Raw genomic sequence first — 22,755 nt, 5'->3', positions numbered from 1 at the left:
CGGAGGCAACCCCCAGGCAGGCGACGAAGTCGTGCCGGTCCCGCACGGCGGGCTGGAGGCGAGCAGGGGCACAAGGACCCGCGAGGAGGCGGGCGCCGGGCCCGCCCCCTGCGGTCCGTGGACGCTACGCCTCGCCGGCAGCGAGCAGTTGAACGGGTGCGGTTCTACAAGGCCGTGGTGATCGACTGGGCAACGGGGCGCCCGCGTTCCTTGGTCCCGTTCGGGCGATCCTACGAGCCCGGCGTATGGAACGACGCCTCGTGCGACGCGGATTGGTGCCCCCGGCCAGCCAGTGGCGGTCCATGAGCGGCTCGGGTTTCACGTCCAGGGCAACTGCGGGTTCTGGTCATTCGCTGAAACCCGCCAGTTCAGCGGCTTCTTGCCGTTCGGTCCTGGCAGCGTCAACCGGGCCCTCTACGAAGTGGAAGTGGATCAGTACGTCGCCGTGGAGCGGGTGCGCCTCGGCCGTCGTCGGCCTGGAGCCGTTCGGCGAGGACGCCATTGAGGCCCTCCACCGCGCCGGCGCCGATGTCGTGCTCCCCGTCCAAGACGTCTCATCCGCCATGCAGCAACTCGGTCGCATGCAGGCGGACCACCGCATCTGCGCGGACATCGACGCCTTGGCTACGTGATGCCCGCCGATCCCGCCCTCACCCCCGATGGCCGAAGCACGCCTGCAGGGCGTCACCGCAACCTGCGCCGCCGCCGAACTCGCCCCGCCCGTCGTCCTAGCGGTGAGCCTGGACGACCCCGACGCCGCTCCCGTGGTCACCGGGTGGACCGCACGCGAGGTCACTGGCGTGTGCGCCTACAACGACGAGATCGCGATCGCCGTCCTGGCCGGTATGCGCGACCAAGGACGCACCGCGCCCACTGACCTCGCCGCCATCGGAGCCGACGACATCCTCACCGCAAGATTCGCCAGCCCGCCGCTCGTCCACTCCGCCCTCCACCTCATCGAACGCTCCTCCACCTAGCCGAGCCCGGCGATCGCTCGGACGTCGGCTTCTGACATCCCCAGAGCCTTGGCGATCTCCTTGGCGAGAACCGGATGCGGGTTGAGGCTCCCGCTGCGAAGCATGTGGATGGTGGACATCGATCGCCCGGTCTGCATTGCCATTTCCTTGATCGGAACGCCGCGCAAGTCCATCAGCCTGGTGAACACCGCTGCGAACGGATGCGGCTCCGGCTTGCCTGCGGGAGCGTCCGCGGGCCCCACAACCACGTCGCCGATCTTGGCCTGGAAACGGATCAGTCGGTCGCGCTCGAACCTGACCTTCGCCACGAAGGGCAAGTTCCCCCCGGAGCCGGAGCTGACAACGCCGGGTACCGACACCTCGGTGAAGCTTGTTCGGGAACGGCCGTGATCGCTGGCGATCTCCAAGGGGACGCCTGGCTCGACGTGGCCGACGGTCCAGTCGTGGTTCCACCAGGGCAGTTCTTGCAACATCTCGTTGAAGAACGGAGGAAGGACCGCGAGGTCCACTGGATCCGGCGGATTCTTCTGGCCCCCGTAGAGGATCCCGGGCCAGTACGTCAGTGCCGCGATCACTTCTGTCGTGAGCGTGCGGTGGGCGGTCTGCATGGCGCCACTTTCCCACTGGCCGCACGGGTGCAGCGAGCCCTTCCCCGGCCGCAGGAAAGCGATCGAATACGGCACAGCCGGATACGGCAGGGCACCGGTGGGGCCGCCGGCGATGGCATCTCACCGCCGGGTGTTGCTGAGAGGGAGGCGCATCGTGAAGCGGGCGCCTTGTCGTGAATCCTCGATGGTCAGGGTCCCGTTGTGGGCCTCGGCGACGGCCCGGCAGATCGCCAGGCCGAGGCCGCTGCCCGCGGGATCGCGGCGGCGGCCGTCTCCCAGCCGGACGAACGGCTGGAAGACACGTTCCCGGTCCTCGGGGGCGATCCCGTCGCCGTCGTCCTGGACGGTCACCACCGCTCGGTCACCGGATCGCTCCACGGTGACCTCCACGGCGGTGCGAGTGTGGCGTTGAGCGTTGGCCAGCAGGTTGGCCAGGACGCCCGCGAGCTGGACGCGGTTGCCTACGACGGTGACCTCGCGGCCGGTGTGCAGACGCACCGGCGCACCGTCCCTGCTCTTGGCGGCCTCCTCCTCGGCCAGGCCGGCGAGGTCGACCGGTTCCACGGTCCGCGTACCCGTGCTGATCTGCGCCAGCATCAGCATCTCCTCGATGACGGCCTGCATGTGCTCGGCCGTCGACAGAGCGTCCTGGAGGGCCCTGCTCTGGTCAGCGTCGGGGAACAGCAGCGCCTCCTCCAACTGCGTGCGCAGGCCCGTGAGCGGCCGGCGCAACTCGTGGGAGACCATCGAGCCGAAGCGGCGCTGGCGTTCCATCGCGTGCTCCAGCCTGGCGAGTGTCTGGTTGGCGGTGCGGGCCAGGCGTGCGATCTCGTCGTCGCCGGGCGGCTGCGAGACGCGCCGGCTGAGATCGCTGACGGTGATCTCGGCGACCTGACCGCGCATCGCCTCGACCGGGCGCAGAGTGCGGCCGACCAGCACCCAGACGGCCCACGCGGTGAGGATGGTGGCTGCTAGCACACTGGCGGTGATAAGGAACTCCAGCCGGGCGGTGCCCAGCAGGTCGGGCCGCGACATCGCCGCGTAGACGATGTGGGTGTCGCCGTTCCACAGCTGGTCGGCCTCCTGCTGGGAGACCCGGCTCGCCGTGAGCATCAGGCACCGCCCGTTGGCGCACTGGGTACGGCTCTGGATGCGGTTGTTGTAGGGCGGCCGCAGCGTGCTCATCGGCGGCCAGCCCTCCGCGCCTTGGCTGGCCGTCACGACGCTTCCGAGCGAATCGACCAGTTGCAGGTAGGGGACGCGAGAGGAGGTGACCGGCTGCGCCGGGACGGGCGAGCGCATGGCCCCGATCCATTCGGTGGCCGCGCGCTGGGTGTCTTGGAAGGAGTCCCGTTCGATCGTGGCGCGGACGATGACGTCCACCCCGATTCCGATCGCCGTGTAGCCGAGCACCGACAGGACCACCATCACGAGGGTGTAGCGCGCTCGGATCGAGGTCGGCAGTAACCGCCGGTCCACCCTTCTTCCCCCGCTCCGATCGCCGTCGTCTCCCCTTACCCCTCCATTAGGCGATACCGCGGAACAGCCGGTGGTTCACCCGCCCTAAAAGCTGGGTAACGCCTCGGCCAGCCGATCTCCCCACCCCGCGCGGGTTCTATCAGCGGTGAGGAGCCGAAGCTGGAGCACCGCGACAGTCCTCAGGGGCAGAACTCCTGCACTCGACGCCTGGCCGGACGCCCCGTCTGAGCAGCGGCTGTCCGCCGTGGATGGCCCGCAGAACGCTTGCACTCAGAGGGCAGCTGCGCCACCAGCCTGGATGGCCACGCGAATCGCACTTGGAAAACTGACGCACCAGCCGGACGACCGACGCTGCGAGGACGGGTTGCCGTGGATGGCATGGGTGTCGAGGACGCGGGGGCGCGCAAGCCGTATCGCAGTGATCTGTCCGATGAGCGGTGGGCGTTGATCGAGCCGGTCATCACGGTGTGGAAGGCACGGCACCCGTCGATGTCAGGGCATTCGGCCGGTATCGGATGCGGGAGATCGTCAATGCGATCCTGTGTCAGGAACGCACCGGCTGCGGGTGGGAGCACCTGCCGCATGACCTGCCGCCCCGCTCGGCGGTGTACTACTACTCCGCGCCCGGTGGCGCGATGACGGGCTGCCCCAGACCATCCACGATCTGCTGCGCAGCCGGTTCCGCGAGGTCGCGGGACGGGCCGAGGACCCCTCGGCGGTGGCGATGGACTCCCCTCTGAGCGTCCTGGTGGCGACGGCGGTCGGCATTGTGTTCGCCCGGCCGCACACCGCTTATCTGCTCATTCTTGGCGGCCTCGCGCTGGCCACCGCCGGGCAGGGTTTCACCGCCCCGCCGCAAACGGCGGCAGGGTTGGCACGGCCACCACATCACCGCCATGGCGGCCTCGTACATCACCATGCTGTCCGCCTTCTACGTCAACAGCGGCCCCGGCTTCCGCTGTGGGAACTGCTGCCCCTGATGAGGCTTCTGGTTCCTGCCCGCCGTGGTCGGCCCGCCCATCCTGATCCGCCCCCTGCGACGCCATCCGACAGGGCCCGGCCGACGACACGACTCCGCGCCTGTCGGCGGCCCGGACGTCCCCAGTCTTCGACGGGTTGTTTGCTGGCTGTCGTCCCGCCTGATGGTGAAACTCCCGGACTGTGCGCACGACCGGAAGAACCATCCCTGCGTGCGCAGGGCCAACGCGCCGCGGTCCCCGCACACGCGGGGATGGACAGACCACGCCGGACCTGAGTTGCGTCAGGTGTTCCCACCGGCCAGTAACGCGATCTATCCGCGCCGCGACTGCAGGGACGCGCACAGCATCCTGGAACCGTCCTTCGGCCGACGGCGACATGCGGCCGTCGGCGGTCCTGTGAGCATCGAATCGTAGGCGGCCCGATGTCACACGCGTGCACCAGTCGGTGTCTTGATGTCGACTGCACCAACCCGTTGGGCCGAGCCCAATGGCTATCCCCGAAAGAGGATCGTGTCGTGGACGCACAGCTCGAGGGTCGCCGGCAGCCAGGGCCGCTGGATAAGGAGAAGGCTCGGGATGTGAGCGAGTACGCCACCGACCCGGAGACCGAGGCGTTCCTCGCCCACCGGAACATGCTGTTCACGGTCGCCTACGAGATGCTCGGATCGGCGGCCGACGCGGAGGACGTTCTGCAGGAGACCTGGCTGCGATGGGTCAAGGTCGACGTGGGGCAGGTGCGCGATCAGCGCGCCTACCTGGTCCAGATCACGATCCGCCAATCGATGAACCGTTTGCGCAGCATAAGGCGCTGCAGGGAGGCCTACGTCGGTCCCTGGCTGCCCGAACCGCTGCTCACCACACCGGACGTGGCCGAGAACATCGAGCTGGCCGAGAGCGTGTCGATGGCGCTGATGCTCGTTCTGGAGACGTTGTCACCGACCGAACGCGCCGTGTTCGTGCTGCGCGAGGTCTTCGGGTTCGGCTATGACGAGATCGCGGCCGCCGTCGGGAAGACCTCCGTGGCCGTCCGCCAGATCGCGCACCGTGCCCGCAGGCACGTGGACGCTCGCCGTCCGCGCGAAGCGGTGTCCCCAAGCCAGGCCCGGGCGGTCGTGGAGGCGTTCCGGCGGGCGTTGGTCACTCGGGACCTGCAGGCGTTGTTCGACGTGCTCGCCCCCCAGGTCGTGGCCATCAGCGACGGCGGTGGCGTAAAGCAGGCCGCGCCTCATCCGATCATCGGCGCCGAGAAGGTGGCCCGTTTCATCATTGGCGGCCTGGCCAAGACCGATGCCGCTCTCACCGTTGGGCCGACCGTGGCCAACGGCAACCCGGCACTGATCGTGCGCGTGGACGGCGAGTTCGACGGTGTCTTGGCGGTGCGCGTCGAGGACGCCCGCGTCACCGGTCTCTACTACGTCCGCAACCCCGACAAGCTGACCCATATCGATACCAAGACCTCACTCACTCTGCGATGAGCACGGTCGCGGAACAGGGGCGGGCACCCCACTGAGACACCACGCCTCGGTTGATGTTGCACCGATCAGGTAGCTCCTCACGCTCCGGTCATCGACCCCATCGCAGGCGATGGCAGCCCGAGGGATCTGCTCGGCACGGTCGGGTTCCGCTTTCCCCTTCACCTGGCGACAGACCGGCCGGTCCTGCCTCGCCGCTGATGCTGCATGCCCATTTCGAGAGGAATCCATGAGTACGAAACCTTCACAGGCCGCGCTCGCCGACGGCGGCGGGGACGTGCCGGACGCGCGTCAGCTGCGCGTGGTCCTGATCGCCGTCTCGATGGCGCTGATGGCCGTCATCGCGTCGGTGTCCGGGCTGACCGTCGCCCAGACGCAGCTGGCCGTCGACTTCGACACCTCGCAGGACACGGTCCTGTGGATCATCAACATCTACACCCTCACCCTGGCCGCGCTGCTGCTGCCGCTCGGCGCGATCGGTGACCGCCTGGGCCGCAAGCCCACGCTGATCGCCGGGCTGGCCGTCTTCGGCATCGCGAGCATCGCGGCGGGCCTGGCCCCGACCGCCGAAATCATGATGGCCGCGCGCGTGGCCTGCGGTATCGGCGCCGCGACGATCATGCCCATCACCCTGGCCGTCATCACCTCCACGTTCCCCGAAGAGCAGCGCGGGAAGGCGATCGGCGTGTGGACCGGCGTCGCCGGAGGAGGCGGCATCCTGGGCATGTTCCTGTCCGCCCTCCTGGTCGACGTCGCCGACTGGCGCTGGATGTTCGTCCTGCCCGTGGCCCTGATCGTCATCGCCCTGGCCATGACACTGAAGTCGGTCCCCAACTCCCACGAGCGCCCCGCTCACGCCTTCGACGCCGTCGGCGCACTGGTCTCCATCATCGCCGTGGCCGCCCTCACCTTCGTCCTGCAGGAGGGACCGCGTCGCGGCTGGGCCGCACCGGCGACGCTGGTCAGCCTCGCCGCCGGCCTCATCGCCACGGCCGGGTTCGTGTCATGGGAGCTGCGCCGCCGGGACGCCTCGCTGCTGGACGTGCGCCTGTTCGGCCAGCGCGGCCTGGCCGGCGGCTCGATCACACTGCTGGTGGTCTTCGGTGTCCAGTCGGGCATCTTCGTGGTCCTCTTCCCGTTCTTCCAGGCCGTGCTCGGCTGGTCGGCGCTGCTGTCCGCGGCGGCGCTGATGCCCATGGCGGCCGCGATGATGACGGCCTCCGGCCTGGCCCCCAGGCTGGCCGCGCGAGTCGGCTCCCGCCTGACCATGAGTTCGGGAATCGCTTTGACCGGCGTCGGTCTGGCGCTTCTGGCCCTGTTCGTCTCCATCGACGGCGGCTACCTGACGATCCTGCCCGGCATCGTCGTCATGGGCGTCGGCATGGCCCTGTCCATGGTGCCCTCCACCGAAGCCATCACCCGTGCCCTGCCACAAGACAAACAGGGCGTCGCCTCCGCTCTCAACGACGTCACCCGAGAATTCGGCACCGCCCTCGGCGTCGCCATGCTCGGTGCGATCCTGACGGCCGGCTACCGCAACGCCATCGACGACAAGCTGGACGGCATCCCCCAGGGGGCCGCTGACACGGCCCGCGAGGGCATCGCCAACGCACTCCAGGCCTCGAACGGCGCAGGCTCACAGGCTCAGACCCTGGTGGACGCCGCGAAGCAGTCCTACGTCGACGGATGGCAGCAGTCCATGTGGGCAGGCGTCGCCCTCATGGGCCTGCTGCTCGTCTACATCACTGTTCGCGGTCCGAAGAACACCACCTCCGCAGCCGCATCGGACAAGGCAGAGGCTGCCGAACCTGCCTCACCCGCTTCCCCGTTCCCTGCTCATGACCCCGATCGTGAGGCGGCGATCGCATCCGGGCGGGTCGCCGTAGGAGGAGATCGCGGCCACTCCGGGGGCGGTAGCCACCGCGCCGACGACCTGACCAGCCGGTAGCCGGAAGAGGCATCGCTCGGGCGACGCGGCCGGGCGCGCCTTCCCGAACGATGAGGCGCACCGATCCGACCACGTCGTCCGGCCCCGAGACCCGGATCAGATCGCGGCCGCGCTCGCCCACGCCCGTGCGGCACGACCTGGCGGTGTCGGTGCGGTCGGGCGGACACACCCCGCTCGGCCACGGCACCAACACCGGCGGAATGGTGATCGACCTATCGCGCCTGGCCACCGTCGAGATCCTCGATGCCGAGCGCCGCCTCGTGCGCGTGGGCGGTGGCGCGACCTGGGGCCAGGTGGCCAGGACGCTCGATTCGCACGGCTGGGGTCTCACCGCCGGCGACACCACGGGCGTCGGCGCCGGCGGGCTGACCTTGGGCGGGGCGTCGGCTGGATGGTGCGGCGGCACGGCCTGGCGATCGACAACCTGGCCGGAGCGCGCGTCGTGACGGCCGACGGCCGCCTGCTCACCGCATCGGCGCAGGAGAACCCGGACCTCTTCTGGGTGCTGCGTGGTGGCAGCGGCAACTTCGGCGTGGTCACCGACTTCGACGTCATCGCCCTGCCGGTCACCACCGTCCACTACGGGCCGGTCGGCTACCGGCTCGACAACCCCGCGGACCTGCTCTTGCGCTGGTTCCTGTCAGCGATCGGGTCGCTGTCCCGCTCAACTCCCGACAGCAAGCGAACCGACGGGAGCATCGCATGAAGCACCGCATCGTCGTCCTCGGCGCCGGCTATGCCGGGGCCTACACGGCCGGGACCCTGGCCCGCCGGCTGTCCCCGGCAGACACCGAGATCACTGTGGTCAACGCCGTGCCGGACTTCGTCCAGCGGCTGCGGCTGCATCGGCTGGCGGCCGGACAGGAGATCGAGGCACCCAAGCTCACCGACGTGTTCGCGGGCACGGGGATCCGGCTGCGCGTCGCCCGCGTCACCGCCGTCGACCCCGAGCGCCGAACCGTCACCGTGGCCGACGCCTACGGCGGTGGCGAACTGGGCTACGACACGCTCCTGTACGCGCTCGGCAGCCGCGGCGCCGACCACGGCGTGCCGGGCGCGGCCGAGCACGCCTTCGACGTCGCCGCCAGGCCCTCGGCACTGCGCCTCCGCGAGCGCCTGGACGGCCTGGCCAGGCAGGGCGAAGGCGGGCGCGTGCTGGTCGTCGGCGACGGGCTGACCGGCATCGAGACCGCCACCGAGATCACCGAGTCCGCGAGCCAGCAGCACCTCCAGCGGCCCGGCGCCGCGTCACCGCCGCGCGGCGCATCGCCGCCGTCGCACGGGCCGGCGTCACACCCACGGACGCGAAACGACGCTTCGCCGGCGGCACGCCCGCCGTCCACTACGCACTGGCCAACGGCGGCCCCGCTCTCCTCTTCGTGGTCGGCGACCAGGTCATCGGCTCCGTGACGTTCGACCTCGCGGGCGGCAGGATCGCGACCGTGCACGGCATCGCCGCCCTCGCCCGCTTGGCCCGCCTCACCGAAGCCTGGCGGCGGCACAAGCCGGACACCACCGCCCATCGACCAATGGTGACGCGCCCGCGTTCATAGGCACCCGGTGTGGAATACCGCGTCGCGCGACCATCACACTGCGGGTTTCGTGTTCACGAGTCGTCGCAATCGAATGGAGGCCTGAAAGACCCTTTTGCGAACAAGTCCTGGGCTGCGAACCGACGACTTCAAACACGGGGATTGCAAAAACTGCCCGCCGTCGACCTGTGCTAGCCCCGCCGATGAGAGTAAAATCGCTCACAGCCGGGAGAGAAAGGCGATAGTCGCATGCGTCAGACATCCGGTGATTCTCATTCTGCGGAAGGATTCGAGGGCAGGATGGAGCAGGCTGCTCCTCCTGCTGGTACCTGCCGCGGGTTTGACCGCACGCGCCTACCTCACCGAGGGTTGGGAATGGGCTTTGGGTACGGCGGTCGCAGGCACCTCAATCCTCCTCGTGGCGGCTTGGGGTGTGCATCGCTCAAGAATCATGCTGACGGCGGACGAGATCCTCGTGAGAGGGTTGGTCTTGCGGCGGCACCGGGCACGGACGCATGCCACCAAAGTGGTTCGCGCGAGAGTCCTCGGACCCAAAAACACTTCCGTCGACACTCTGTTCGTGCTGGATGCACGGGACAAAGTCCTCTTGAGGATCTATGGGTCCGGATATCGGACCCGGGACTTGGACCGGCTGGTCGACGCACTCGGACTACCGGAAAGCGGCCCCATCGATCCCGTGACGGTACCGGAACTTGAAACCGAGTATCCAGGCCTGGTGTCATGGGCCGTAAAGAACCAGTATGAGGTTGGAATCACAGCCGCCGGCGCCGTCATTGTCGCTTTGGCCGCTGTCGTCTTCGCGCTCTAAGGCGGCCCGCGGCCGGTGAAAGCGCCGAGCGGGTCAAACGAGCTGCCACGACCGGACGGGCCAAGACCACGGCGGCACAGTGCGGCGCGGCGATCGGCGCTGCGGGCGCCGCGGCCGCCTCACGACGTTGCCAGAACAGCATGGTCTTCCGGACGGACAGGATCAACTCATCTCCATGCCATCCGGAGAAGGCCGCTCAATTGCGGCCGCGCTGTTGCCGTTTCGGCACGCATGGTTGCCCCGGCACGTCCGGCGCGCCCACGATGGGCGCATGAGGCTGACGACGATGACGCAGATCACCGTGGACGGTGTGATGCAGGGCAACGGTCACGCGACTCCCGAGGAACTGGCCAGCGGATTCACCCGCGACGGCTGGGCGCTCGGAGCATTCGCCGATGACACCGGCGAGATGATCACCGCCACCTATCAGCGAGCGGATGCGTTCCTGTTCGGGCGGCGCACCTACGAGATGTTCGCCGAAACCTGGGGCACCCGGCCGGAAATGCGGGCGCACCCCATCGGGGTCGCGCTCAACGGGGCACAGAAGTACGTCGCATCCAACAGTCTCCAGCAACCGTCGTGGGGACCCGTCACACTGCTGCCCGGGGACGCGACCGCGGCGATCAAGGAACTGAAGGAATCGTCATCGGGCGAAATCCAGGTGCACGGAAGCGCGACCCTGATCCGCTCGCTGCTCGCCGCCGGCCTCATCGACGAACTGACGCTGCTGGTCGTTCCCGTGCTCCTCGGACAGGGCATGCGGCTGTTCCCAGACGACGGCCCCGCCGCCGCGCTCGAGGTCATCAGCTCCCACACCGACGCAAGGGGCGTCGGCGTGCACGTGTACCGGCCGGCCGGACAACCGGAGCTCCACCCGGCGCGACCGACGTAGACAGACCCGGCCCGGGCCGGTGGCCGGGTGGAGTTGGTGGCCATTGGCGCGCCTTCAGCCGCCGCGGCGGGCACTGTACAGCTCGCCCTTGGCCTGGTCGATCATGCTCTTGGCCGCACTGATCAGGTCCATCGCGCGGATGCGGGCGTCGTCGGCGCCGGGGGGCAGTGCGCCGCCCAGCGGCCGCCAATCCGACCGCAGCCAGTCCGCGGCGTCACTCAGCCCGGTACGGGCGTTGTTCAACTCGCCCAGCGCGCTGTCCACGATGCCGTTCCATGTCGGCAACTCGTGCTCATCCATTACGCGGGTCCTTCCATAGTGGTGGGGGGCGGTGCCGGTCGGGAGCCGAGGGCGGTCTCGGCGATGGTCTCGGCGATCTCGGCCCACCGGCGCCGCCGGGCGACCTCGACGCCGGCGCCGGGGTCCGCGTCGTCGCCAGCGGCGATGGCCTGGGCAACGTCATCGGCCTCGCCGCGCTGCCGGTGCGCGAACTCCCGCAACGCCTCGGTGGGGACGAACGAGGTGTCGGCGTCGTCCAGGTCGACCCCGGGCAGCACCGCGCCACCGACCACCTTGGGCGCGTCCTGGACGGCGGTACCGGTCCCGGTGTCGGCTGCGGTGGCGGTCGTGGTGTCGGCGGCCCGGGCGGGCGCCTCGGCATAGGCCTCGGTGGACATCCCGATGGGGCCGCCGGGCTCGCGGGCATTGAGCTGGCGCTGGCCTGCTTGCCGACCTGCTCCGGCGGTCCGGCGCCGAGATCCTGTCCGACCTCGACGTCGCGGTCGGCTACGCCCACCGTCACGTCGACGACCACGGTGTCCTGGTGGGCGCGGACCCGCGACGCGAGATCTCCGAGCTGTGGCAGCGTGTCCTCGCCCGAGTCCAAAGCGATCGGCAGGTAGTCCAGGTATGACCACCGGGCGTCAGATCGCCGCCGATATCGGGCCGGTCGGTTACGCGCTCGCCCGCGCCACCCGGGCGCACCGCTCGGTGTTGCAGCGCCGGATGGCGCAACTGGGCCTGCACCTGGGCCAGGAGCTCCTCATCGTCGACATCCACCACAACCCCGACACCACCCAGGCCGAACTCGTCGAGCGGATCGGCCTCGAACAGCCCACCATCGCCAAGGCGCTCACCAGGATGGAACGGACCGGGTTCATCCAGCGCACCACCGACCCCGGCGACCGCCGCGTCACACGCCTGCGGCTGACCGAACGCGGTGCGGCCGTCGTGGACGCCGTGACCGCCGCATGGGCGGACACAGAGGCCCAGGCCACCGCCGGGCTGACCGACGCCGAGGCCCAGCAGCTCGCCCGCCTGCTGACCGCCCTCCGCGACAACCTCGAATAACCCCACTGACCGAGACAGAACATCAGGAGATGAACGTGGACCTCGGCCTGGCAGGAAAGGTCGTGCTGGTGACCGGCGCCAGCTCGGCGATCGGCAGAGCCACCGCATTGGCGTTCGCCGAGGAAAAGGCGCACATCGCCGTCGGCTACCACTCCAACGCCCACGCCGCCGGCGAGACGGTGGCCCTGGCCGAAAAGCGCGGCGCCCGCGCGATCTGCTGGTAACTCGACCTCGGCCGGCCCGACTCGCTGGAGGCCGCGGTCGAGCACGCCCGCGAAGAACTCGGGCCGATCGACGTCCTGGTCAACAACGCCGTCCGCTGGCCGGACCGACCCAAGCCCGACGAACTGTTCGAAACCGCACCCCCGCAGCGATTCACCGCCTCGATGAGCGCCAACCTCGTCGGCCCCTACCTACTCGCCCGCGCGGTCGTCGCCGACATGTCGCGCCCGCAGCTGGGGCCGCATCGTCAACGTCTCCACCGGCCTGGTCGAGGACGGCTTCCCAGGCAACGTCTCCTACATCGCCGCCAAGGCGGGACTGCACGGCCTCACCCGCGTCATGTCCCGAGAACTGGCCGCCTCCGGCATCCTCACAAACGTCGTCATGCCCGGCTTCACGCCTGCGGACAAACCCATGCCACCCGAACTCATCGAACAGGCCGGGAGCGCTGCGGCGACCCGCAGAGTCACCCACCCCGACGACGTCGCCCGAATGATCGTCTTTCTCTGCTCGACCGCGAACACCAACACCACCGGCGAAGCCATCAGAACCGACGGCCACTTCCTCAGCCCTGGCTGACCCACCCACAGTCCCAAGACCGACACGGGGGGGCGACCAGCCTCGGAATGAAAAGTCGCGGCAGGCGGTCACCAGCAGCTGACCGCCGAGGCGGCGCACTGGTGGCAGGCACTGCTGGCCAACGATGAAGCGGCCGTGTGCGAGGCGGTGAACACCGCGTTCGCCGACAACCCCGCCGCCGGCTGCGCCGTCGGCGTCCAGGACCGGATCCTGTCGGTGGTCATACGCCAGCCGGACCTGGACTCCCTGCCCGACCAGACCCCCGCCATGACGCCCGCCGGGCGGCCCACGTTGAAGAAGCTGACCCAGCGCGACCGCATGCTGTGGTGGCTGACCACCCTCGGCTCCAACATCATCGCCACCCTCAAAGAGGCCTTCGCCACCGCACCCGCCATCACCGCCATCGACCTGGCCGCCCTCACCCGCATCCCCGACACCCAAAGCCTGGGCATCATCGCCTACGGCCGCTGGACCCGCCACGCCGTCGACACCCGACAAGGTGGCAGGACTGCGCACCCTGCTGGAAAGCCTCCAAGACGAGGCCGAACCCGCCACCGCATCACTGGCGCGCATCGACACCGACATGGCCGCCGCTCCGGCACCGCAGCCGCCCGCCGACCCCTACCAGCTCACGCCCTTCGACCAGTGGCATCAGTGGAAGCAGCAGACGGCGCCACCGCCGCCCCACCCGCAGCCCTCCCCCACGCCGTCCGCGCCGAGCCCACATCCACCGCGTGGTGGTCTCGGTCAACATGGACGTCGACACCGGCCTCACCTGCGCAGCCCTCACCAACGCCTACCTCGAAGCCAGCTGCATCACCGGCGCCGCATGGCACTTCCCCGTGCCCGCCGACCCCACCATCAAGGCCATGGTCACGGCCGAGTTCTACCGACACACCGCCAACGATGTCCTGGTGTGGAAGCTGCGCGCCGTAGGCCAAGGCTGGTCCGACGGCCTAGACGGACTGGCCCGCGCCTACGGCGTCCAGGTGGACTGACAACCCAGTCAGATCAGCGCCGTGCCTCGGATCTCGATGCCCGGGGCGCCCATGGATCGATCGTCGCCAGGTCGTCCACGACGAAGGCGACTGTGCTGCCTTGCTGGATGTTGCAGAACTTCTTCGTCCTGCCCAGTGCGCCGCCGCCGATGACGATCGTGCCGGTGGTCCCTCAGTGGTTCGTGGTGGCGGCCGCGGCGAGTGTTCGCCAGTAGGTCTGCTTGGGCGCAAGCAGCTCTCGATAGTCGCTTCCTGTTCGGGACAGGCCGTTCCTCGGACAGGTGCCGCTGGTCGGCCATGACGCCGTGTTCGGTGTCGGCGGGACACCGGTCAAGAAGACCTTGGACGGTCGCTGAAACTTCAGGGCATGCCGCCCACCAGAGCGACTGGCCCTGGAACGGTTCCCGCCCCGGGGACACCTGGTTCCACGGAGAGGGGTTGCTCAGCTTTCGATGTCGTCGGCCGCGGTGGAGGTCGGGGTGTTGAGGACGCCGTCGAACGCGTCGAGGACGGGTGTGTGCAGGTAGGTGCTCTGCATCCGGATGCGGTCGGGGCCCGGGGCGAGACGGGCTCTGTCGGGGCCCTCGCGGCGCGTCCAGCGAAGGTCGGCGATCGCGGGCTGCCCGAGGCCGGCCTCGGCGAAGGCGGCTTCGATGCTTCCCTGTTCGGGCGGTTGTAGTGCGGTGTGGTCGATGGTGAAGCCGAAGCGCGCGCTCTCGTCGCGGCGCATCTCCGCGGTGTGCCCGGTCGTGCTGGTCAAGCCGAGGGCGAAGTAGTCGTCGCCGAGAGCGCTGTGCAGGTGCTGTCCCATTGGTAGCCCGGTGAGGTGGCCGTCGAAGGAGACCGGCGTCTTCTGGATGTGGGCGTTGTGGGCCACGAGCACGATGCGGGCTCCAGGGTCGAAGTGCTCCAGGTGCCAGAGGACCGATCCGGCCATGTAGAGGTCGCGCGCGGAGGTGTCGGCGGTCAGGCCGTTTCCGGCGAAGAGGCCGGCCATGGCGCGGAAGGTGTAATCGGCGTGGCAGGCGCCTTCGAGGCGGCGCAGGGCGATGTCGTAGCCCTGCTGGTCGCCGCGGGAGACGTACAGGGGCTGGAGGGAGCGGAACCGGATGAGCAACCGTGCCAGAACCGCGCTGAGGGCATCCTGCTCGGCGGTGGGCAAGCGCGCCCACGCGGGCGCGGCCACGGCCCCGGAGCCACCGGCGAACGTTTCCGCGATCCGCATCGCCGTCTGGATGGTCGGCAGGGTTTCGGGGTCGATCCGGCGCAGGTAGTCGGCGACCGGGGCCAGGGCGGGAAGCAGCGACCCGCCGGCCGCCGGAATGTCGATCCCGGCGAAACGCACCGCCCGCGATGCCGTGCGGTTGTACCTGCGGACCCAGCGCAGTGGCTCGGCGACTCCGACGGGGATGGTCCCGGCGAGGTGGGCCGACAGGTCGTCGTCGGTGCCTTCGCCTTGGGCCCAGGCGTCCAGGGGGAAGCCTTCGCTGAAGCCGTACTCGAAGGCCAGGACGGTGAAACCGCAGCGTTCGACCAGGAACCGCACGATCCGCCGGCGCATGAGCGCGAACTCGTTGATGAAGTGGGAGTGCTCGCCGATCGCGACGACTCGTGCATCGCCGATGATGCCGCGCAGCGGCTCCAGGTCGTCGAGCGGGGCGTCAGGGTCGAGGTGGGTGAGCGGGACGGCGTGGTCCCCGAGCCAGTCGGCGAACGGGTTCGGGTGGGATGAGGCGGACATGCTGAAAAGCTCGATTCTGATGTGCTGGATGGGCGGGAGGACAGGTCAGCGCTTGCGAGGCGGCGTGGGGGCTGCCTTCTCCAGGTCCTCGATGCTGCCGGACATGATCGTGCGCAGATGCTCGGTGATGTGTGGCAGTGGCCAGTCCCACCAGGCCAGTGCCAGGAGGCGGTCGATGTCCTCGTCGGGGTAGCGGCGGCGCAGGAGCTTGGCCGGGTTGCCGCCGACGATGCCGTAGTCGGGCACATCACGCGTGACCACCGCACCGGTCGCGATGATGGCCCCGTGCCCGATCCGGACACCGGGCATCACGGTCGCGCCGTTGCCGAACCACACGTCGTTGCCCACCACGGTGTCGCCGGGGTTCGGCAGTCCGGTGAGCAGGTCGAAGTGCTCGGCCCAGGAGCCGCCCATGGTGGGGAAGGGGAACGTGGACGGACCGTCCATGCGGTGGTTGGCGCCGTTCATGATGAAACGCGTGCCCGTGCCCAGTGCGCAGAACTTCCCGAGGACGAGCCGCTCGGGCCCGTAGTGGTAAAGCACGTTGCGGGTCTCGAACGCGGTGGGGTCGTCCGGGTCGTCGTAGTAGGAGAACTCACCGACCTCGATCAGCGGGGACTTCACCAGCGGCTTGAGCAGCACCACCCGGGGCTGTTCCGGCATGGGATGCAGGACGGTCGGGTCGGCCGGTACGGGGGGCATCGTGGAAATGGTTCCTCTCGGTCTGGCCGGCAGGCGTCACTATTGCGACATGCGTCGCTTTAGCATGTTCTCACAGTCCAGACTGTTGATCCACTGCTCGGCACGACGAAGGCGCTGTTCGAGCCCCTACTCGAAGGAGGCGCCGCCGGACTGCCGGGCGCGGACGACGGCCCCGAGGACCGCGCCGATCTGCCGGGTGGTGCTGCTGACGCCCGACGCCAGGCCGCCCTCCTGCGGGCTGACCGACTGGATGGCGGCGCCGGTCAGCGGAGACATGGCCAGGGCGAAACCGATGCCGACGACAGCCAGCCGCCACACGTTCGTGTAGCCGGTGTCGGCGTGCACGAAGCCCAGGGCCAGCAGTCCCAGCCCGGCCGGCGTCAGCCCGAGGGTGACCATGATCCGGAAGCCGTACCGGGCGGCGAGCCGTCCCGCGAACGGGCTGACGACGACCATCGCGAGCGTGGCGGGCAGGGTCTGAACCCCGGCTCGCAGGATCGAGCCGCCCTGGACGTAGACGAAGAACTGGGAGAAGAAGAACGAGCCCATGAGCGCGGAACCGACAACGATCATCGCGGTGTCGGAGACCGTGAACAGCCGTTGCCGGAAGAGCCGCAAGGGCAGCATCGGTGCCGAGCCCCGCCCTTCGACCACCTCGAAGGCGGCGAGAATGACGGCTGAGTCCGGCCCACAGCCCGATCGCCCTGACCCGCTCCTGCGAAACCGGATACGCGGCGGTGAGCAGGCTCAGCGAGGCCGAGCTCCGCGCCGCGTCCCCGATGCCCTGCAGCACACGCCCGGCGATCAGCCAGCCGATCGTGGGCGCGGCCGAGCACACCACGGACACGGCGGTGAACACCACGACACCGGCCAGGAACAGCTTCTTGCGGCCGAAGCGGTCGGCGAAAACGCCGCCGGACAGCAACAGCATGGCGACCAGCAGCACGTAGGCGTCGACGATCCATTGCAGCCCCGTCAGCTGGGTGTGCAGCCGCTGCTGCATGTCGGGCAGCGCCGCACCGAGGATCGTGTTGTCGAGCAGCACCATGAACTGCCCCAGGCAGCGTTGATCGTGTGGGGGCTGACCGACGCCCAGACCGTGGACGTTGAGTTGGTGGTGTCGGAGCTGGTGACGAACGCGGTCAGCCAGGCGCGACACGAGAAGTTCAGAGTGCGGATCTGCGAAGAGATCCCCGGCACGCTCACCATCGAGGTCTGGGACCCCGTCCTGGCGCCGCCGTACCGCAAGTTTCCGAACCGCTATGCCGGGACCGGGCGTGGACTGCTCATCGTGGAGGCGCTCGCCGCCCACTCCGGCTGGCGTCCGGTTGACGGCGGCAAATGGGTCTTCACCGTTGTGGAGGTACCCCCGTATGTCTGACAGCTCCGCGATCGTCGCAGGCGAAACCCTGATCTCGGTCCCGGCCGCTCTGGAGATCGCCCATGGTGCTTACGAGCAGGCGATGGTGCAGCACGGCCTGTTGCCTGACTCCATCAAGACCATCCGGGCGATGGCCGAAAACAACGTCCAGGAGTTGGGACCGAGGAGTGGCCCTCACAAAGACGCCTCCGGACCGCGCTCGGGGGTCTCTGTCCGGCCCCTGCGCCCCGGCGCGGCTCGGAGGGCACCAACGGACGCAACGGCAAGGAGAGGAGGGAGGGTTCCGCGAGAAAGGCGGATGGGGCCTGCCGACTCGGCCAGCGGCGAGCCACCGCCGCGCCCAGTGGCCCAAGGAGAGCCAATGTCGATTTGGAGACGAGAGTCGGCAACCGAACGGCGAAACTGCGCCTCTGTGCGGGTGAGAGAGTCTCTGAGAACGAGTTGCACCCTCCGCGCATAGCGCGCCACGGCTGCTGCTGTGGGCGCGTAAGGGCGCTCTACGGGCTCGTGGGCGAACTGCGGAAGACGCTCTGTTCTGAGGCGGAGGTCGCCGACGTTCCCGCAATGGTCTGCGGTGAACCTCTCGTCGCGCTGACCGAGGCCGTGCGACCGGGGTCCTTAGTCCGGCGGGGCGGTTGATCCATGCGACTTGGCTCGATGGGCGGACGTTGCGGGAGTACGCAGCCGAGCCGGGGGTGTCAGCGGAGCGGTCGTACAAGCAGCGGCGGATGGCGGAGACCGCGTTGGCCCAGGCGATCGACGAGGGTCATATCTGGACCAATCCCGACGATCGGGCTCCAGTCCAGGAGGATGAGACGCCTCACCGAAGCATTCCGGCCTCGATCCGCCGGGGAACGGTTCCTCGGCGGTAGCCCCGGCCTCAAAGATCCCGGCCACGCCGTCCTTCTTCGGGAGCGACCGGGAACCCGGACGCGGCGGAGGGCGTTCTACTCTGAGAAAGGGATCTATCCGCAGAGAGCGCCCTCCGCCGCGTTTGACACCATCGTTCCACCCGTACACGGCATCGAGCCAAGGGGGCACGGATGCACGAATTCGGCATGGACTCCTCCAGCGATTCCTTCTCGGCACCGAGTTTCTCGGACCCTTCACCGGTCTCCTCGGCCGAAACCTTCAGCCAACCACCCGCATCCTCATCCGAGACGTTCTCGGCGAGCCCTCCGACCGGGTTCGATACCTGCGCGCAGGACATGAGCGGTGGTGGCGCCGCTGCGCAGGGCACCGAGAGCTCGAGTTGGTTCGGCTCGTTGCTGAGCCAGGTCGCATCCTCCTTCAGCAGCGGGGAGGCGAGCGCCGCCGAAAGAGCTGCGGCGTCGACCGCCACCTCCTTCGACGCGGCGGACCCGCCTCCGGCGGCCGGGCCGGTCGTCGATGCTGCACCAAGTGGCGTGTCCGGGCCGGCAGCGGATCCTTCTTCCATGCGATCGGCGGGTGAGGCCGTCTCCACCGGCGGCGAGAGCTCCGACGGGACCGAGCGGGCAGAAACCCCACCCAGGTCCCGGACACGGCAGTTCTTCGCCGACCTCCAGCAGAAGGGCCTCGAGCAGACCCTGCTGGACCGCTACCGGGACTCGCACCTCAAGGCACGCATCGAGGATTACATGGAGAAAGGCGAGAAAGCCTGGGCGAAGCTGGACCTCAAAGGCAGTGAAGGGGCGGGCCGGAACGGCGAGTTGGCGACTCCCTACGGCGGTTCCGACTATGAGGTGGCCGTCGATCCTGATCTCGAACCCGTCATCGTCTTCGACGACGACACGATCACGGTGCGTCCGGCCAAGAAGCCGCCGAAACCCGCCCCGTCCCATGAGCACGACCACAAATCCTCCGGCGCGCATGTGACGTCCCCGCCAGAGCCACGGGCTCACTCGGAAGCGCCGCCCCGGACACCCCCCGGAGGGCCACGACCAGGCGCAAGCCTACTCCGCACCGGACGGCCCCGCCGAGGAGAACCTCCGGCACGCGCTCAACCGCGCGGCAATGAAAGAAGGGCTTCTCCCTGCCCCGTCGCCGGACTTCCAGATGACGGAGTTCGAGCAGAAGATCGAGGGCAACGCCTTCTTCCACAAGATCTTCGACGCGCAGACCGGCGACATCATCGGCTACCGGTACGACTCGAATGGGTTCTGGCAGGTCCTCGACCGGCAGGGGCACGTGCTCCGTGCAGGAGAGAAGATGCTCGAGGAACCGCTCGTGGATCCGATCGACTTCGTCGATCCCGAGGCGTTCGCGGAGATGGCCGCCGAACGCGCCGCCACCGAACGGATCCGGCGGGCTCTCTCTCCCGAGCACGTCGCCGTGGTGGAACACGCCATGGCAGGAGATCTGCGGAAAAGCATCGGCGCCGGCGGGGAGGCCAGCGCCGCTGCGATCCTGCGTTCTGAGGGCCGGACAGTGATCGACCTGAACAGGATCAAGCCGAACCACGTGCTCCTCGACCTGTCTACGGGGCACTCCTTCATCTCGGTCAAGACGCGCGGGATCTACGAGGAAAGGCTCTCTCCCGGCACCCTCAACGCCTACGGGCGCGACCTCATCGCCCTGCTGGAAAGACCCGAACCGGGTATCGCCCCCAACCCTGCACAGAAGGCCGCCGAGGTCCTGTGGTCCAACCGGGAGCGCCTGGCCGAGGCCGGCGCGTGGCCTCGCGGCCTGCGCCCGGACGCCTCCCCCGAGGAGATCACCGCCTTCATCAACAAAGAGGGCAGGCTCCTGGTGCCCGAGGACCAGGTCGCCGTACTGCGCGAGCACATCAGAGCCCGCGCCCTCACCTCACCCACGATCTTCGAACTCGAGCCCGGTCCCGACCTGGAGCGCCGCGTGGACCACCTGCTCTCCCGAATCGAGTCGTCGGGAATGACCACGGCGGAGTACCGCTCGCTCAACGACCGCGCCCACCGCCACTGAGCCCTGTTGACGATCGTGCCCTCACGGGCCAGCGAGAAATGCGCCCCCTTGACCTCCGGCGCCCGTCCCTCAGACCGGCGGACACGGTGGCCGACAACGTGCGCTCCTGCTGGTATCGATCCCTGCGCAGCACCGGCGAAAGCCAGCAACCGAACCGCAGAACCGCGCGTCTATGCAGGTGAGAGAGTTCCTGAGAACGAACTGCACCCACTGGAAGAGCGTCCGCACCGACCTGCTGGAGTCCCGCGAGACCGGAGCAGGCCCTGGACTACATCCGCCGGCACGGCCGCCTCACCACCGACCCGGGCGGAGGTGTTGACGACGGCGTACGCGGTGTACTCCTGGCTGTTCCGCCCCGAGCACCTGGCGGACCCGTCGCTGCAGCGCATGGGCGTCAGCACCGCCCACCTGCGCGGCCGGGGTCGAGATGGGCACGATGATGGCGCTCAACCGCGTCGAGCTGTCCGGCGAGATCACCAACGTCGGCCCCGCCTGGATGTTCGGCGAAGCCGCCAAGGTCGTCTTCGGTCTCACCACCGCCGAGGCCGAGATGATCGACGAGCTGTACCGCGGCTCGTGGTTCAACGAGCCGCGCAGGGTGGAGCAGGTCTAGGCGCACGTCGCCCTGGGCGGGCGGCTGGTCCACGGCTGCCGGTCCGGCGCCGAGGTCGACATGGCCGGCGGATGCGTCGCGCCGTTCGGCTTCGACCGCTTCCGATCGATCTACCACGCCGCGGCCTGCACAAATCGTGCCGCGCGACATCCAGTAGCCAGCGTCGGAACGGCGGGTGCGTCGCGGCGGAGATCAAGCCGGCCGCGTCGAACCCGATCATGCCATGAGCACCGCGTCACGCACCGAGTTCTCTCATGTCCTGACGATCAACGAGGTCGGCCACCGAGATCGGCTGTCACTCGACCACCGTCCGCAGCAGGACCCGATCAGGTCATAAGGCGATGTGCGAGGTCGAGGAGTTCCAGTGGCCGCAAGACACCGTCACCGTAGCCAGGCGAGCGGACGTGGAGCGGGTCGGTCCAGCCGTTCGGGATCGCGTCGAGACCGTAGCAGGTGCCGACGCGGGCGCCGATGCCCGCCGCGACGGTGTCGGTGTCGCCGCCGCGGTCGGTCGCAGCCCGTGCCGCCTCCTCGTATGACCGCGCCCTGCACAGCCCAAGGCAAAGGGTTCGGTCCTGCACGACCACCGGCCAGGAAGAGCCAGGAGGCCTGGAGCTCCGGGGCTTCGGCCGCACCGGATCTTTGCTCAACACCGCCCTGGTGCCAGGTCCGACGCGGTCATCGTTGCGAGCTGGGTCGTCCCGCCTCTCGTGATTGCCAATCTCAGCAATTGCCTATGTAGTCAGCTCGATGATGCCCTGTAGACTGCGCGCTCGTTCAGGCTCACTTCCGTTGAGGCTCGCGCGTCAAGACGTACGTTGGCGCTTGGGCGGGCGGATGTCTGAGGATCGGCCTTGATGGCGGGAACGAACTGCTGAGCGCCGGCGGCGGGCCGGTGAGCATGCTGGACCGGGGCACCTGGCGCCGCCGTCTTGGAGCGGTGAAGGGAGATGGGCAGTGTGAGCGCGCCGCTTTACCAGTTGAAAGCAGAGTTCTTCAAGACGCTGGGGCACCCGGCCCGGATCCGGGTGCTGGAACTGCTCAGCGAGCGCGACCACGCGGTGTCGGAGATGCTTCCCGAGGTGGGGATCGAGCCGGCGCACCTGTCTCAGCAGCTGGCGGTGCTGCGGCGGGCCGGTCTGGTGGTGTCGCGCAAGGAAGGGTCGACGGTGATCTATTCGTTGACCAGCCCGCGTGTGGCGGAGTTGCTGGCGGTCGCCCGGGCGATCCTGACCGGGGTGCTGTCGGGGCAAGCGGAGCTCTTGGACGATCTGCGGGCGGCCGGTGTCGGCTCCGAGGGATCCGAGCAGGCCTAGGGTCTCCGTGTGACACCGAGGGGGCTCCGGTAGGACGAGCCGCAATCGCCTCGCTGAGCCCTCCTCGGCTTCAAAGCGGCATCTCGCAGAGCTAGTGGCGCCGCCGCTCCCGACCCACGGAGCAGCTTGCTGCACAGTTGCCAACATTGGCAATTGCGCAAGGCTGTAGTCTTCCTGATGGTCGGCCCCCTTTCGGGCTCTCATACAGAGGAAG

Annotated in this window: 24 protein-coding genes and 2 pseudogenes; 17 read left to right on the top strand and 9 right to left on the bottom strand. The window is 68.9% G+C overall.

Translation table 11 applies throughout. From position 1 onward, the window contains the following. Positions 1-659 precede the first annotated feature (659 nt). Entirely contained in the window at positions 660-977 is a 318-nt protein-coding gene (locus amrb99_RS07180) for a substrate-binding domain-containing protein (RefSeq protein WP_190853771.1), read from the top strand. Here the strand turns inward: amrb99_RS07180 and amrb99_RS07175 are convergent. The 3 genes from amrb99_RS07175 to amrb99_RS50720 all read right to left on the bottom strand — a co-directional run bounded on the left by amrb99_RS07175 (position 974) and on the right by amrb99_RS50720 (position 3,983). After that, positions 974-1,585, bottom strand: coding sequence for a helix-turn-helix transcriptional regulator (locus amrb99_RS07175; protein WP_190853769.1), 612 nt, complete (start codon positions 1,583-1,585; stop codon positions 974-976). The two genes, amrb99_RS07180 and amrb99_RS07175, sit on opposite strands and share 4 nt — an antisense overlap. Before the next feature lie 120 nt (positions 1,586-1,705). Beyond that, positions 1,706-3,064, bottom strand: a complete 1,359-nt coding sequence (locus amrb99_RS50725) for a HAMP domain-containing sensor histidine kinase (RefSeq protein ID WP_190853766.1) — start codon at positions 3,062-3,064, stop codon at positions 1,706-1,708. Between the two features lie 613 nt (positions 3,065-3,677). Further along, on the bottom strand, positions 3,678-3,983 hold the full coding sequence (locus amrb99_RS50720; RefSeq protein WP_241755316.1) for a hypothetical protein: 306 nt from the start codon (positions 3,981-3,983) through the stop codon (positions 3,678-3,680). A gap of 576 nt (positions 3,984-4,559) precedes the next feature. Here amrb99_RS50720 and amrb99_RS07160 point away from each other — a divergent pair. From amrb99_RS07160 to amrb99_RS07130, 8 genes are all read left to right on the top strand, one after another. Next, a complete protein-coding gene (locus amrb99_RS07160; protein ID WP_347256571.1) occupies positions 4,560-5,519 on the top strand; it encodes an RNA polymerase sigma-70 factor in 960 nt (319 codons plus the stop codon). Positions 5,520-5,793: 274 nt separating this feature from the next. Further along, positions 5,794-7,464, top strand: coding sequence for an MFS transporter (locus tag amrb99_RS07155; RefSeq protein WP_206699845.1), 1,671 nt, complete (start codon positions 5,794-5,796; stop codon positions 7,462-7,464). Between the two features lie 125 nt (positions 7,465-7,589). Further along, positions 7,590-7,910, top strand: coding sequence for an FAD-binding protein (locus amrb99_RS49985; protein WP_206699844.1), 321 nt, complete (start codon positions 7,590-7,592; stop codon positions 7,908-7,910). Next, on the top strand, positions 7,907-8,170 hold the full coding sequence (locus amrb99_RS49980) for a hypothetical protein (RefSeq protein ID WP_206699843.1): 264 nt from the start codon (positions 7,907-7,909) through the stop codon (positions 8,168-8,170). Before amrb99_RS49985 ends, amrb99_RS49980 begins: the two co-directional genes overlap by 4 nt. Continuing rightward, positions 8,167-8,874 (top strand): FAD-dependent oxidoreductase, encoded by a 708-nt coding sequence (locus amrb99_RS07145; RefSeq protein ID WP_241755314.1) that lies wholly within the window; start codon positions 8,167-8,169, stop codon positions 8,872-8,874. Before amrb99_RS49980 ends, amrb99_RS07145 begins: the two co-directional genes overlap by 4 nt. Then, positions 8,871-9,017, top strand: coding sequence for a hypothetical protein (locus amrb99_RS49975; RefSeq protein WP_206699842.1), 147 nt, complete (start codon positions 8,871-8,873; stop codon positions 9,015-9,017). Before amrb99_RS07145 ends, amrb99_RS49975 begins: the two co-directional genes overlap by 4 nt. Before the next feature lie 244 nt (positions 9,018-9,261). Continuing rightward, complete coding sequence (locus tag amrb99_RS07135; RefSeq protein ID WP_190853760.1) at positions 9,262-9,825, top strand: hypothetical protein; 564 nt, start codon at positions 9,262-9,264, stop codon at positions 9,823-9,825. Between the two features lie 271 nt (positions 9,826-10,096). Then, positions 10,097-10,717, top strand: coding sequence for a dihydrofolate reductase family protein (locus amrb99_RS07130; RefSeq protein ID WP_190853758.1), 621 nt, complete (start codon positions 10,097-10,099; stop codon positions 10,715-10,717). A gap of 54 nt (positions 10,718-10,771) precedes the next feature. Here the strand turns inward: amrb99_RS07130 and amrb99_RS07125 are convergent, their stop codons facing one another. Together amrb99_RS07125 and amrb99_RS07120 are read right to left on the bottom strand one after the other, a co-directional pair. Next, a complete protein-coding gene (locus amrb99_RS07125) occupies positions 10,772-11,017 on the bottom strand; it encodes a hypothetical protein (protein ID WP_190853756.1) in 246 nt (81 codons plus the stop codon). Next, a complete protein-coding gene (locus amrb99_RS07120; protein ID WP_190853753.1) occupies positions 11,017-11,394 on the bottom strand; it encodes a hypothetical protein in 378 nt (125 codons plus the stop codon). The genes amrb99_RS07125 and amrb99_RS07120 overlap by 1 nt, the downstream gene beginning before the upstream one ends. A gap of 232 nt (positions 11,395-11,626) precedes the next feature. On the opposite strand from amrb99_RS07120, the gene amrb99_RS07115 reads away from it, so the two are divergent. The 4 genes and pseudogenes from amrb99_RS07115 (at position 11,627) to amrb99_RS52985 (ending at position 13,866) form a co-directional block, all read left to right on the top strand. Further along, positions 11,627-12,067, top strand: coding sequence for a MarR family transcriptional regulator (locus amrb99_RS07115; RefSeq protein ID WP_190853751.1), 441 nt, complete (start codon positions 11,627-11,629; stop codon positions 12,065-12,067). After that, positions 11,968-12,510: pseudogene (locus amrb99_RS52250) on the top strand (SDR family NAD(P)-dependent oxidoreductase); the annotation flags it as partial. The gene amrb99_RS07115 and the pseudogene amrb99_RS52250, both read left to right, overlap by 100 nt. A 10-nt stretch (positions 12,511-12,520) precedes the next feature. Beyond that, positions 12,521-12,868 (top strand): annotated as a pseudogene (locus amrb99_RS52245) (SDR family oxidoreductase); the annotation flags it as partial. A gap of 137 nt (positions 12,869-13,005) precedes the next feature. Next, complete coding sequence (locus amrb99_RS52985) at positions 13,006-13,866, top strand: TerD family protein (RefSeq protein ID WP_347256570.1); 861 nt, start codon at positions 13,006-13,008, stop codon at positions 13,864-13,866. 442 nt (positions 13,867-14,308) lie between these two features. Here amrb99_RS52985 and amrb99_RS07090 read toward each other — a convergent pair whose 3' ends face one another. The 3 genes from amrb99_RS07090 to amrb99_RS49970 all read right to left on the bottom strand — a co-directional run bounded on the left by amrb99_RS07090 (position 14,309) and on the right by amrb99_RS49970 (position 16,882). Continuing rightward, positions 14,309-15,607, bottom strand: coding sequence for an erythromycin esterase family protein (locus amrb99_RS07090; protein ID WP_190853744.1), 1,299 nt, complete (start codon positions 15,605-15,607; stop codon positions 14,309-14,311). Positions 15,608-15,652: 45 nt separating this feature from the next. Further along, a complete protein-coding gene (locus amrb99_RS07085) occupies positions 15,653-16,309 on the bottom strand; it encodes a CatB-related O-acetyltransferase (RefSeq protein WP_190853742.1) in 657 nt (218 codons plus the stop codon). 126 nt (positions 16,310-16,435) lie between these two features. Then, entirely contained in the window at positions 16,436-16,882 is a 447-nt protein-coding gene (locus amrb99_RS49970; RefSeq protein WP_347256569.1) for an MFS transporter, read from the bottom strand. Here amrb99_RS49970 and amrb99_RS49965 point away from each other — a divergent pair. After that, complete coding sequence (locus amrb99_RS49965) at positions 16,857-17,690, top strand: ATP-binding protein (RefSeq protein ID WP_241755313.1); 834 nt, start codon at positions 16,857-16,859, stop codon at positions 17,688-17,690. The two genes, amrb99_RS49970 and amrb99_RS49965, sit on opposite strands and share 26 nt — an antisense overlap. Before the next feature lie 880 nt (positions 17,691-18,570). On the opposite strand, the gene amrb99_RS49960 is transcribed toward amrb99_RS49965, so the two are convergent. Continuing rightward, positions 18,571-19,032: a hypothetical protein gene (locus tag amrb99_RS49960; protein WP_206699839.1), complete on the bottom strand. Its 462-nt coding sequence runs from the start codon at positions 19,030-19,032 to the stop codon at positions 18,571-18,573. 695 nt (positions 19,033-19,727) lie between these two features. Here amrb99_RS49960 and amrb99_RS07070 point away from each other — a divergent pair. The 3 genes from amrb99_RS07070 to amrb99_RS07055 all read left to right on the top strand — a co-directional run bounded on the left by amrb99_RS07070 (position 19,728) and on the right by amrb99_RS07055 (position 22,541). Then, positions 19,728-20,612, top strand: coding sequence for a hypothetical protein (locus tag amrb99_RS07070; RefSeq protein ID WP_190853737.1), 885 nt, complete (start codon positions 19,728-19,730; stop codon positions 20,610-20,612). A gap of 427 nt (positions 20,613-21,039) precedes the next feature. Continuing rightward, the gene (locus amrb99_RS07065; protein ID WP_190853735.1) at positions 21,040-21,225 is read left to right on the top strand and encodes a hypothetical protein; all 186 of its coding nucleotides are present in this window, start codon (positions 21,040-21,042) and stop codon (positions 21,223-21,225) included. Between the two features lie 959 nt (positions 21,226-22,184). Further along, positions 22,185-22,541: a metalloregulator ArsR/SmtB family transcription factor gene (locus tag amrb99_RS07055; RefSeq protein WP_190853976.1), complete on the top strand. Its 357-nt coding sequence runs from the start codon at positions 22,185-22,187 to the stop codon at positions 22,539-22,541. The last annotated feature ends 214 nt before the right edge of the window (positions 22,542-22,755 follow it).

Origin of the sequence: Actinomadura sp. RB99, assembly GCF_014706005.1 — a bacterium.
GTDB lineage: Bacteria > Actinomycetota > Actinomycetes > Streptosporangiales > Streptosporangiaceae > Spirillospora.
The sequence above is the reverse complement of the archived record's forward strand: the minus strand, read 5'-3'. Positions and strand labels throughout refer to the sequence as shown.